This window comes from Streptococcus sp. HMSC074B11 (assembly GCF_001808705.1).
GTDB lineage: Bacteria > Bacillota > Bacilli > Lactobacillales > Streptococcaceae > Streptococcus.
On sequence record NZ_KV794288.1, the window covers coordinates 45,090 to 57,687 of the forward strand.

11 protein-coding genes are annotated in these 12,598 nt (G+C 38.1%); 5 read left to right on the forward strand and 6 right to left on the reverse strand.

Translation table 11 applies throughout. The annotated features are described in order from the left end of the window. The first annotated feature begins 4 nt into the window (after nt 1–4). The 5 genes from ylqF to xerS all read left to right on the forward strand — a co-directional run bounded on the left by ylqF (nt 5) and on the right by xerS (nt 5,469). A complete protein-coding gene (ylqF, locus tag HMPREF2619_RS07430; protein ID WP_070460424.1) occupies nt 5–856 on the forward strand; it encodes a ribosome biogenesis GTPase YlqF in 852 nt (283 codons plus the stop codon). Continuing rightward, nucleotides 843–1,622 (forward strand): ribonuclease HII, encoded by a 780-nt coding sequence (locus HMPREF2619_RS07435; protein WP_070460426.1) that lies wholly within the window; start codon nt 843–845, stop codon nt 1,620–1,622. The genes ylqF and HMPREF2619_RS07435 overlap by 14 nt, the downstream gene beginning before the upstream one ends. 15 nt (nt 1,623–1,637) lie before the next feature. Continuing rightward, nucleotides 1,638–3,188, forward strand: a complete 1,551-nt coding sequence (locus HMPREF2619_RS07440; protein ID WP_070460428.1) for a ClC family H(+)/Cl(-) exchange transporter — start codon at nt 1,638–1,640, stop codon at nt 3,186–3,188. Between the two features lie 121 nt (nt 3,189–3,309). Further along, nucleotides 3,310–4,053: a CPBP family intramembrane glutamic endopeptidase gene (locus tag HMPREF2619_RS07445; protein ID WP_070460430.1), complete on the forward strand. Its 744-nt coding sequence runs from the start codon at nt 3,310–3,312 to the stop codon at nt 4,051–4,053. Nucleotides 4,054–4,398: 345 nt separating this feature from the next. After that, nucleotides 4,399–5,469 (forward strand): tyrosine recombinase XerS, encoded by a 1,071-nt coding sequence (gene xerS, locus HMPREF2619_RS07450; RefSeq protein ID WP_048691193.1) that lies wholly within the window; start codon nt 4,399–4,401, stop codon nt 5,467–5,469. Nucleotides 5,470–5,553: 84 nt separating this feature from the next. Here the strand turns inward: xerS and HMPREF2619_RS07455 are convergent, their stop codons facing one another. The 6 genes from HMPREF2619_RS07455 to HMPREF2619_RS07480 all read right to left on the reverse strand — a co-directional run bounded on the left by HMPREF2619_RS07455 (nt 5,554) and on the right by HMPREF2619_RS07480 (nt 12,441). After that, nucleotides 5,554–6,195 (reverse strand): hypothetical protein, encoded by a 642-nt coding sequence (locus HMPREF2619_RS07455; RefSeq protein WP_070460432.1) that lies wholly within the window; start codon nt 6,193–6,195, stop codon nt 5,554–5,556. A 108-nt stretch (nt 6,196–6,303) separates the two neighbouring features. After that, entirely contained in the window at nt 6,304–7,293 is a 990-nt protein-coding gene (locus tag HMPREF2619_RS07460; protein ID WP_070460433.1) for a lipoate--protein ligase, read from the reverse strand. A gap of 58 nt (nt 7,294–7,351) precedes the next feature. Next, nucleotides 7,352–9,055 carry a dihydrolipoyl dehydrogenase gene (lpdA, locus tag HMPREF2619_RS07465; protein WP_070460435.1) on the reverse strand — a complete coding sequence of 568 codons (1,704 nt, stop codon included), beginning with the start codon at nt 9,053–9,055 and terminating at the stop codon, nt 7,352–7,354. Between the two features lie 38 nt (nt 9,056–9,093). Next, nucleotides 9,094–10,137: a dihydrolipoamide acetyltransferase gene (locus HMPREF2619_RS07470; protein WP_070460437.1), complete on the reverse strand. Its 1,044-nt coding sequence runs from the start codon at nt 10,135–10,137 to the stop codon at nt 9,094–9,096. Between the two features lie 325 nt (nt 10,138–10,462). Next, nucleotides 10,463–11,455: an alpha-ketoacid dehydrogenase subunit beta gene (locus HMPREF2619_RS07475; RefSeq protein WP_006152177.1), complete on the reverse strand. Its 993-nt coding sequence runs from the start codon at nt 11,453–11,455 to the stop codon at nt 10,463–10,465. A gap of 17 nt (nt 11,456–11,472) precedes the next feature. Beyond that, nucleotides 11,473–12,441 carry a thiamine pyrophosphate-dependent dehydrogenase E1 component subunit alpha gene (locus HMPREF2619_RS07480; RefSeq protein ID WP_070460439.1) on the reverse strand — a complete coding sequence of 323 codons (969 nt, stop codon included), beginning with the start codon at nt 12,439–12,441 and terminating at the stop codon, nt 11,473–11,475. Nucleotides 12,442–12,598 lie beyond the last annotated feature (157 nt).

Genomic DNA, 12,598 nt, shown 5'->3' on the forward strand with positions numbered 1-12,598 from the left:
CAGAATGGCAACTATTCAATGGTTTCCTGGACATATGTCCAAGGCGCGTCGTCAGGTCCAGGAAAATTTAAAATTTGTTGATTTTGTGACAGTTTTAGTAGATGCACGTTTGCCCTTGTCTAGCCAAAATCCAATGCTGACTAAAATCATTGGGGACAAACCAAGGCTATTGATTCTAAACAAGGCAGACCTAGCGGACCCAGTATTAACAAAAGAATGGCGTCAGCACTTTGAATCACAAGGCATTCAGACACTTGCTATCAACTCTAAAGAGCAAATTACAGTTAAAGTCGTAACAGACGCTGCCAAGAAACTTATGGCAGATAAAATTGCCCGTCAAAAAGAACGTGGTATTCAAATCGAAACCTTACGTACCATGATTATCGGCATTCCAAATGCTGGAAAATCTACTCTGATGAACCGTTTAGCTGGTAAGAAAATTGCTGTAGTTGGAAACAAGCCTGGTGTGACAAAAGGCCAGCAATGGCTTAAAACCAATAAGGATTTAGAAATTTTGGATACTCCAGGGATTCTTTGGCCAAAATTCGAAGATGAAACGGTTGCCCTTAAACTCGCATTGACTGGAGCTATCAAAGACCAGTTGCTTCCGATGGATGAAGTGACGATTTTCGGTCTCAACTACTTTAAAACCCATTATCCCGATAAGCTTCAAGAACGTTTTAAACAAATGAATCTGGATGATGAAGCTCCTGAAATTATCATGGATATGACTCGTATCCTTGGTTTCCGTGATGATTACGATCGTTTTTACAATCTCTTTGTCAAAGAGGTTCGTGATGGAAAACTTGGTAACTATACCTTAGATACATTGGATGATCTCAATGGCAACGATTAAAGAAATAAAAGAGAAGTTAGCAAAGATAACTGAACTTGAAAGTCCCTTGTTTAAGGAATTTGAAAAAGATTCTCGTTCAGGTGTCCAAAAGGAAATTGAAAAGCGTAAAAAGGCCCTTCAATCTGACATTGATGAAAATCTTCGCTTAGAAGCCATGCTTAGCTATGAAAAAGAGCTTTACGAGAATGGAATAAGCTTCATTGCTGGTGTAGATGAGGTTGGACGTGGCCCTCTGGCTGGTCCAGTGGTTGCTGCAGCTGTCATTCTTCCCAAAAATTGTAAGATTAAAGGCTTGAATGACAGTAAAAAGATCCCAAAGAAAAAACATCAAGAGATTTTTCAAGCCGTTAAGAACAATGCTTTAGCAATTGGCATTGGTATTATGGACAATCATGTCATTGACCAAGTCAATATCTATGAAGCGACGAAACTAGCCATGAAAGAAGCTATTTATCAGCTTGAGCCTCAACCAGAGCACCTCTTGATTGATGCTATGAATTTGGACTTGCCGATTTCTCAGACATCCATCATCAAAGGAGATGCCAACTCCTTATCTATTGCAGCAGCATCGATTATAGCTAAAGTTACCAGAGATAAGATCATGGCTAACTATGACGAAGAATTTCCAGGTTATGATTTTGCTCAAAATGCTGGCTATGGAACTGCTAAGCATCTAGAAGGAATTGAAAAGCACGGTATCACACCTATTCATCGCACCAGTTTTGAACCGATTAAAACGATCGTTTCAGAAACTAGTAAAAGATAATTAAAGGAGAGAATTATGGAGGAACAGTCGCAAATACTTAGTTCCAAGAAAGAATTTGCCTTCGCGTCCAGTACGATCTTAGCTCAAGTAGGGCGAGGTATTATTGTCGGATTAGTCGTAGGAATTATTGTAGGATCATTTCGATTTTTGATCGAAAAAGGCTTTCATATCGTTCAAGGATTTTATCATGACCAAGAGAATCTGATACGGAATCTATTGATTATTTTATTGTTTTATATGCTAATTTGCTTAGTTAGTGCCAAATTAACACGCTCAGAAAAAGATATCAAAGGTTCTGGTATTCCTCAAGTTGAGGCAGAGTTAAAAGGTCTCATGTCTCTCAAATGGTGGAGTATTCTCTGGAAAAAATATATTTTAGGTATATTAGCAATTGCGAGTGGGCTCATGCTCGGTCGTGAAGGTCCCAGTATTCAGCTAGGTGCCGCTGGAGGAAAAGGAATTGCCAAATGGCTCAAGTCTAGCCCTGTTGAGGAGAGATCTTTGATTGCTAGCGGAGCTGCTGCTGGACTTGCTGCAGCTTTTAATGCACCTATTGCAGGACTCCTATTTGTAGTAGAAGAAGTTTACCATCATTTTTCACGATTTTTCTGGGTTTCTACCTTGGCTGCTAGTCTAGTAGCAAACTTCGTTTCTCTTCTCATCTTTGGTTTAACACCTGTACTTGATATGCCGGACAATATTCCTCAAATGAGTTTGAGTCAATATTGGATTTATCTGGTGATGGGGATATTTCTTGGAGTTTCTGGATATCTATATGAGAAAGCCGTTCTGAATATCGGAAAAGTATATGATTGGATTGGTCAAAAGATTCATCTGGATAAGGCCTATTATCCTATTCTAGCCTTTCTCCTTATCATTCCAGTAGGAATTTTCCTACCACAAATACTTGGTGGCGGAAATCAAGTTGTTTTATCCTTAACAGAACAGGATTTTAGTTTTAAAATTCTCTTCCTTTACTTCATCATTCGCTTTATCTGGAGCATGATCAGTTATGGAAGTGGACTACCAGGTGGTATTTTCTTACCAATTTTAGCTTTAGGATCCTTACTTGGTGCTCTAGTCGGTGTTATTTGTGTCAATCTTGGCCTTGTTAGCCAACAGCAATTTCCTATCTTTGTGATTCTTGGAATGAGTGGGTATTTTGGTGCTATCTCAAAAGCACCTTTGACAGCTATGATTCTTGTGACTGAGATGGTCGGTGATATCCGAAATCTAATGCCTTTAGGGATGGTTACCCTAGTTGCTTATATTGTTATGGATCTGCTCAAAGGGGCGCCCGTCTATGAAGCCATGCTGGAGAAAATGCTACCTGAAACAGCAACTAATGATGGAGAAATTACCCTAATTGAAATTCCAGTATCAGACAAAATAGCTGGTAAGCAAGTACATGAACTCAATTTACCACACAACGTACTCATCACAACCCAAGTACATAATGGCAAAAGTAAGACAGTTAATGGATCTACAAGGATGTATCTAGGTGATATGATTCATCTCGTGATTCCAAAAAGTGAAATTGGAAAAGTGAAAGATTTACTACTATAAAAACATAATTTAAGTTATGTAGATTTAGTAATAAAAAGATTGAAAATATATCTATTACATAATTTTATTTATGCACAAAATGTAACTCTTAGACTGTTTTTTATAACCAAAAGGAGATGCTATGAGTAGAAATAAAGCTCTTGCAGTTTATTTACTTGGGACTTTTAGTCAACTATTATTAGTTTGTTTAGTTGTATTTTTCTGCAATCATTATGGCGTTCATTCTGTTCTAGTAAATGTTTTCGGAGTAATGATTGGTGGAATCTCTACAGCCTTATGGGGTAGCATTGTTGCCATTTGCTATTATGAGATTGACTTAAAGAAAATAATAAAAGATTTTTTTAACATTCAGACCAGTTACAAACATTATTTATTAGCATTTTTTCTTATTATTCTTGATTTCTCTTTTCTATTTTTTTGGGGGAAAATCGTACAATTTATCTGGTATCTTCCTTTTCTGATGTTTTTAAAGTTTATTGTATTTGGAGGTTTGGAGGAAATTGGTTGGAGATATGTATTTCAGCCACTTTTACAAGAAAAGTTCCACTATTTTCAAGCGACAATTTTAACATTTATCATATGGTCAATTTGGCATTTATTGTTCTTTTATATAGATGGTTCTCTAGCCATCCTTCAAATAGTACCTTTTTTATTTGGGTTGCTGACAAATTCGTTTATTCTTTCATCTCTTTATTTAAAAACAAAAAATCTCTGGATTTGTGTGATGACACATTCAATGATTAATGTATTTTCTCAATTGACTATGAGTGACGACCATTACGGAATGTATCTAATCAGAATTATTGTTATTGTTGCATCATGTTATCTAGTAATGTCTAGCAAAGTTAAGTATAAAACATATTAAATAGTATTTAGAATAATTTTGAACATTTAATAGATAGTTAAAAATCCAAATCACTTTGTTGATTTGGATTTTATTGTTTTTAGAAAAAATTATAAGTTTATGTAAAAGTTATTTAAACATTGATAGAAAAACTAAAAGTTAATGTACATTTGAACAATTTTTAGTTTTCACTTAAATAAAGTACATAATTGAGTATAATTAGCTCTAAAAAAATTTTTGGTTACTGGTTTTTAAGTTATCCATTCCTATATAGCCCCTATAACATCTTTCCGAAAAACTAAAATTTTCTTGAAAAATATATCTAGCTATGCTATACTACTAGTATAGAAAGATTTGGAGAAAAACATGAAACGCGAGATCTTATTAGAACGTATCGATAAACTCAAACAAGTCATGCCTTGGTACGTCTTAGAATATTACCAATCAAAACTGGCTGTTCCGTACAGTTTTACGACCTTATACGAATACTTAAAGGAATACGATCGATTTTTCACCTGGGTTTTAGAATCTGGCATATCAGATGCTGACACCATGGTCAATATTCCCTTAGACGTTCTGGAGCACATGACCAAGAAAGACATGGAATCTTTTATTCTTTACTTGCGTGAACGTCCACTGCTCAATGCCAATACGACGAAAAACGGGGTTTCTCAAACAACCATTAACCGTACCCTTTCGGCACTTTCTAGTCTTTATAAGTATTTAACTGAGGAAGTTGAAAACGAGCAAGGGGAACCTTATTTCTATCGTAATGTCATGAAGAAGGTTGCTACCAAGAAAAAGAAAGAAACCTTGGCTGCGCGAGCTGAAAATATCAAGCAAAAGCTCTTTTTAGGTGATGAAACAGAGGGATTTTTGAATTATATAGATGAGGAATACCCTAAAACTCTCTCAAATCGAGCCTTATCGTCCTTTAACAAGAATAAGGAGCGAGATTTAGCCATTATCGCACTTCTTCTTGCCTCTGGTGTCCGTCTTTCTGAGGCAGTTAACCTAGATCTTCGAGATCTCAACCTTAAAATGATGGTGATTGACGTCACTCGAAAAGGTGGAAAACGAGACTCAGTCAATGTGGCTGCCTTTGCTAAGCCTTATTTAGAGCAATATCTCGCTATTCGAGACAAACGTTATAAGACAGAAAAGACCGATACAGCCCTCTTCTTAACCTTGTATCGAGGTGTTCCAAACCGTATCGATGCTTCTAGTGTTGAAAAGATGGTGGCCAAGTATTCAGAAGACTTTAAAGTCCGCGTAACTCCCCACAAACTACGCCATACGCTTGCAACCCGTCTCTATGATGCAACCAAGTCACAGGTTTTGGTAAGTCATCAACTAGGACATGCTAGCACACAAGTCACCGACCTGTATACCCATATTGTCAATGACGAACAGAAAAACGCCTTGGATAGTTTATAAGATACATAATATAAATTATGTAATGTATTAGTGTAAAAAAAGAGCGTAGATTTTTTTATCGAATCTTACGCTCTTTTTTTCTTTCTATAAAAATTCGATCCAATAATTACGATGTGGCTCAATAATGACTGGTTTTCCCCAAAATGATTTTAGATAAGCCAAGTTTGCAGGGGTGACCGGTCTTTTTTCATCATTGAATTTCTCTGCACTCTCTTCCGTTAGAAAGCATTTAACAGCTTCATATGGTGTACCATCGCCCGCTATTCGATCAATTCCTAAATAAGCAATTTCATCACCGGCATTTGGAGTATCTGTAAATAGTTTTCCAATAAAATAAACTGTCTTATCTTTCATTAATTCATAAGCCTTACTATTTTCCAGTCTGTTATTCGCTGCAGCGTACATAATACAAAAACTGTCCACAATATCTTTCAAAGGCATTAATTCTTCTTTGCTGACTATAATTTCGTCAGAAGCAAGTCCACCAATGATTAAGCTTTTATAATGAGGTTGCTGGATGATATTATCTAAAGCCATTCCTAATGGTAGTTGGACACCCTGATAGCCTAATGGTTCTAGCTCTTGCTTTTTCTGGTCAAGGTGTTCTTGTGTAATACTGATATTCAAATCATATGGACTTGAAGGTTGTTGCTTGCTAAAAAAAGCCACTACTATACGATCTAACTGTTCAAATAGACCAAGTTTTTCCATTGGAATTTTCATCATCGAATATGATCCCCTTTTTGTTCAGATTTCCTCTTTATTCTACTCTCATTATTTTTGAATATCAAGTCTAAGATAAAAGATATCCATGTTAAATGGATATCTTTTACTTTATTCAACAATAGCTTCAGCAATTTCTTCTGCAGTAATTCCTGCGAAGTAACGGCCTAGGTTAATGGTTTGAAGGGCTTTAAGAACATCTTCACGTTCGTATTTAATGCCACGAAGGACATCTTCTACTGCTGCTACGTCTTCGATACCAAAGAAGTCTCCATAAATCTTGATGTCTTGGATCTTGGATTCAATGACGTTAGCGAAGATTTCAACCTTACCGCTTGGGAATTTAGTTCCACGACGGACATTGTATTCAGGTGATTTCCCATAGTTCCAGTCCCAAGTTCCAAACTTAGTTTCTTTGATGCGATTGATTTCAGCCAATTCTTCATCTGAGAATACATACTCAGTCATCTCAGGGTATTCTTTTTTCATGTATTCCAAAAGTAAGTCACGGAATTCTTCAACAGTGATCTTTTCTGGCAACTCATCGATAATATTAGTTACTCGAGCACGGACTGATTTAACCCCTTTTGATTCAAACTTATCTTTAGACACTTTAAGTGCGTTAGCTAGGACTGACAAATCCACGTCAAAGAGAAGACAACCATGATGCATGATACGGCCATTGATATAGGCTTGTGCATTTCCACAGAATTTCTTACCGTCGATTTCCAAGTCGTTACGGCCTGTAAATTGAGCTTTAACACCAAGTTCTGCCAAAGTATTGATAACTGGTGTAGAGAAGCTCTTGAAGTCAAAAGCCTTATTTTCATCTTCTTTAGAAATGATAGTATAGTTAAGGTTGTTCAAATCATGGTAAACAGCTCCACCACCACTGATACGACGCACTACTTCAATTCCATTTTCACGAACATAATCACGGTTAATTTCTTCGATAGTGTTTTGGTGACGTCCTACAATAATAGATGGTTTGTTAATCCAAAGAAGGAAGATTTGATCCTCATCAAGGAGATGTTTAAAAGCGTACTCCTCTAAAGCAATATTAAAGGCAGTGTCGTTTGAATGATTGATAATGTATTTCATAAGATACCTTCTAATACGATAGAGACTGGAAAATAATTCCAGTCTAGTCTATCTATTTTTATTTTTTCTTAGGTGAATGGATAGCCATTCCAAGAACATCAGCAAATGCTTCGTACATAACTTCAGAGTATGTTGGATGACCGTGGATTGTCTTAAGCATTTCTTCAACAGTGATTTCCATTTCGATGATACTTGACGCTTCATTGATCAACTCTGCAGCAGCAGGACCAATGATATGAACACCAAGGATTTCACCATATTTCTTGTCTGCAATGACTTTAACAAATCCTTGAGCAGCATCTGAAGCAATGGCACGTCCGTTAGCCGCAAAGTTGAATTTACCGATAGCAACATCGTATTTCTCACGTGCTTGCTCTTCTGTCAAACCAACTGCTGCTACTTCTGGAAGTGTGTAGATAGCTGCAGGAGTCAAGTTCAATTTAGCAACATGGTGATTTCCTTTAAGGGCATTTTCAGCAGCAACTTCACCCATACGGAAGGCAGCGTGAGCCAACATCTTAGTACCGTTGATATCACCTGGTGCATAGATACCTGGAACAGAAGTTTCCATGTACTCGTTAACCTTGATACGACCACGGTCTAATTCAAATTCAACATCTCCGATACCTTCAAGGTCTGGAACACGACCGATTGAAAGAAGAGCTTTATTTGCGATGATATCATCTTTTCCTTCAACTTTGATACGGAGTTTGCCATCTTCTTCAATGATTTCTTGCAGTTTAGTACCTGTTAAGATGGTCATTCCTTTACGTTCAAGGATCAAACGAAGATTCTTAGAAACTTCCGCATCCATAGCTGGAACGATACGGTCCATCATTTCAATAACAGTCACTTTTGAACCAAATGTCATGAAGGCCTGACCGAGTTCAATACCGACAACGCCACCACCGATGATTACGAGGCTTTCTGGAACTCCATTCATTTCAAGAATATCATCACTGGTCATGACAAGTGGAGATTCCATACCAGGGACGTTGATCTTGCTGACTTTTGAACCACCAGCAAGGATGATCTTCTTAGTTTCAAGTAATTCAGAACCGTTTACCAAAACATTCTTATCTTTAGTGATAGTACCGATACCCTTATGAACATCAACTCCGTAGCTACGAAGAAGTCCTGCAACACCACCAACAAGAGTATTCACAACTTTAGATTTAGTTTCTAAAAGTTTTTCCATATCAACAGTGAAGTTAGGGTTTTCAATCACGATACCACGATTTGCTGCATGACCGATATTTTCAATGATTTCAGCGTTGTGAAGGTAAGTCTTGGTTGGGATACATCCACGGTTCAAGCAGGTTCCACCAAGTTCTGATTTCTCAACAAGAGCAACCTTACCACCTAATTGAGCTGCTTTAATGGCAGAAACATAACCAGCAGGTCCACCACCAATAACAACGATATCATAAGCATCATCGCTCTTACCATCATCGTTCGAAGCACTTGCTGCAGGTGCTGGGCTAGCTTCTGGTGCAGCTGCTCCAGCTGTTGGGATATTTTCCCCTTCTTCACCAAGATAACCGATAACTTCAGTAACAGGAACAGTCTCGCCGTCCCCTTTTAGGATAGCGATCAAGTAACCGTCTTCTTCTGCTTCCAATTCCATGCTGACTTTGTCAGTCATGATTTCCAAAAGGATTTCTCCTTCTTTTACAAATTCTCCGACTTTTTTATTCCATTGGACGATTTGTCCTTCTGTCATATCCACGCCGGCTTTTGGCATAATTACTTCTAAGGCCATATCTTACTTCCTCTATCTATATTTCTAAAACAAATACTTTAAACCAACATTGAGATTGGGTTTTCAATTAAAGCTTTCAAGTCTTTCATAAACTTAGCACCAGCCATACCATCTACGACACGGTGGTCAATTGTTAAACCAAGACTCATAATTGGACGAATCACGATTTCACCATTGACTACAACAGGTTTTTCAACTGTTGAGCTAACACCAAGAATTGCTGAGTTCGGTTGGTTAATGATTGGACCGAATGATTGAACACCAAACATTCCCAAGTTACTGATGGTGAAGGTTGAATTTTGCAATTCGCTAGGAGCTAGTTTACCATCCAAAGTACGTCCGATAACATCTTTGAAGGCAACTACCAACTCAGACAAGCTCATTTTTTCTGCATTATAGACAACTGGTGTCATCAATCCATTATCCATACCAACCGCCATCGCAAGGTTGACATAGTTGTGAGTGATAATTGTCTTACCATCTTCAGTTAATGAAGCGTTAATGTATGGGTGTTTCATAAGAGTTTTAACAACCGCAAGTGAAAGCAAGTCTGTAACAGTGATTTTCTTACCAGTTGCTTCCATGATTGGATCAAGAACTTTCTTACGAAGGGCAAGCATTTCAGACATATCGACATCGTAGTTAAGTGTAAAGGTTGGTGCAGTCAAGTAAGATTCAACCATACGTTGAGCAATAACCTTACGCATCGGTGTCATTGGAATACGCTCGATTTCCCCATAAGGAGTTACGTTTTCTGGGACTTCTTCCACTTTTTCGATTTGAGCAGGTGACTTGATTGTTTCGTTCTCGATATTTTCAGGAAGGAAGGCTAAAACATCCTTCTTCATGATTTTACCACGATGACCAGTTCCTTGAATTTCTTGCCATGCAATGTTATGTTCAAGGGCAATTCGTTTTGCAAGTGGCGAAATGCGAACCACGTTTGTGTCTTTATATGTTTCCACGTCTTCTTTGTGGACACGACCGTTTGCGCCTGAGCCAGAAATATCGTAGAGATTAATTCCTAAATCATCCGCTAATTTTCTAGCTGCAGGAGTCGCTCTTAGCTTATCATCAGCCATGACCTCTCCTATTCTATTATAAGATATTAAGGACGAAGAGGGCAATGAAAAAATAGGAGATTGACGATGTGTTCGATGAACACAAGGAAATCTATCTTTTTTTCACAGTCCTCCGTCCGGATTCAGTTACAACTCTACAAGTAACTTGGATACGAAACGTATCTCAAGTTACTACGGTTGCCGCTATAAGGCGGTTAACCTAGTAGACTTACTAAGTCGTTCGTCGGTTAATATCGACCCGACTCTCTCCTGTCGCAACTTTTCAACTTACTTAGATACAAAACGTATCTCTAATAAGTCTTGTTTACATAATTTATATTATGTATTATTGTTTGTTGTGAGTTTTACGAATAGCATCTTTGATGCTTTCAACTGTTGGAATCATTGCATTTTCAAGATTTTGTGCGTAAGGCATCGGTACATCCTCACCTGCACAACGGCGAATAGGTGCATCTAAATAATCGAATGCTTCTGATTCTGAGATAATAGCTGAAATTTCACCGATAAAACCACTTGTCTTGTGGGCATCGTTGACAAGAACTACTTTTCCAGTCTTCTTAACTGAGTTAATGATGATGTCTTTATCAAGTGGAACCAAAGTACGTGGGTCTACTACTTCAACTGAAATCCCTTCTTCAGCCAATTCTTCAGCTGCTTGCATGACACGACGAAGCATTTTACCGTATGTTACTACTGTTACATCAGTTCCTTCGCGTTTGATTTCTCCGACACCAAGTGGGATAGTATAGTCTGGATCAACAGGAACTTCACCTTTTTGGTTAAATTCTGATTTGTATTCAAGAATGATAACAGGATTGTTGTCACGGATAGAAGACTTAAGAAGTCCCTTCATATCAGCTGGTGTACCTGGAGCAACAACTTTCAATCCAGGGATGTGTGTGAACCAAGATTCCAATGATTGTGAGTGTTGCGCTGCAGAACCTACTCCATTACCAGCGGCACAGCGGATTGTAATTGGTACTTGACCTTTACCACCAAACATGTAACGAGTTTTAGCTGCTTGGTTGACGATATTATCCATGGCAATAACAGAAAAGTCCATGAAAGTCATGTCAACGATTGGGCGAAGTCCAGTCATAGCAGCACCAGCAGCTGCTCCAGAAATCGCTGCTTCGGAAATCGGACAGTCACGTACACGTTCTGGTCCAAATTCTTCAAGCATACCTACAGATGTACCAAAGTCTCCACCGAAGACACCGACATCTTCACCCATCAAGAGTACATTTTCATCGCGACGCATTTCCTCAGACATTGCAAGGATAATGGTATCGCGGAAAGACATTAATTTAGTTTCCATATTTTCTCTACTTCTCCTTAGTCTGCGTATATATCTTCAAAAGCTGATTCTAGTGGAGGGAATGGACTCTCTTCAGCAAATTTAACAGATGCTTCCACTGCTTCCTTAACTTGTGCTTGAATTTCTTCAAGTTCTTCTGCACTAGCAATTTTATTCTCAACAAGGTACTTGCGAAGGTTTTCGATTGGGTCTTTTTCCTTCCACATATCGACTTCTTCACGTGTACGATATTTACCAGGGTCTGATGATGAGTGTCCAAGCCAACGGTAGGTCACACTTTCGATTAAGACAGGGCCTTTACCAGAACGAACATGGTCGACTGCTTTCTTAAATCCTTCGTAGACATCGATAACATTGTTACCGTCTTCGATAAACATTCCAGGAATACCGTAAGCAGCACTACGCTCATGGATATGCTTGACATTTGTCATTTTCTTAATATCAGCAGAGATTCCATAACCGTTATTGATACAGTAGAAAATTACCGGAAGATTCCAAATTGAAGCCATATTAACAGCTTCGTGGAAAACACCTTCGTTTGTTGCACCGTCACCAAAGAAGCAGACAACGATTTTACCAGTGTTTTTCATTTGTTGAGTAAGGGCTGCACCTACTGCAATCCCCATACCACCACCTACGATACCATTGGCACCAAGGTTACCAGCATCTAGGTCTGCGATATGCATAGATCCACCTTTACCTTTACAAGTTCCAGTGTATTTACCAAGAATTTCAGCCATCATCCCATTGAGGTCGATTCCTTTAGCAATGGCTTGCCCGTGACCACGGTGATTTGAGGTGATGAGGTCATCCTCGTTTAGAGCCAACATAGCCCCAACGTTAGCAGCTTCCTCACCAACAGAAAAGTGCGTCATTCCTGGCACTTTTCCTTTTTTTACTAATTGAGCAATTTTTAAGTCCATACGACGAATTTCTTCCATCTTACGGAACATCTCAAGCAAAAGATTTTTATCTAAAGTTGACATAATCTTGCCTTTCTAAGTTTAAATTCTTATAGTTCTATTTTACTGTATAGGTTAATTTGTGTCAAAAAATATGCCTGCAATTTTTCACAATATAAAAAAAGAAAAGTCAGTAAAATCAAGACTTTTCTTTATATAAAATACAAATTTCACAAGTTAT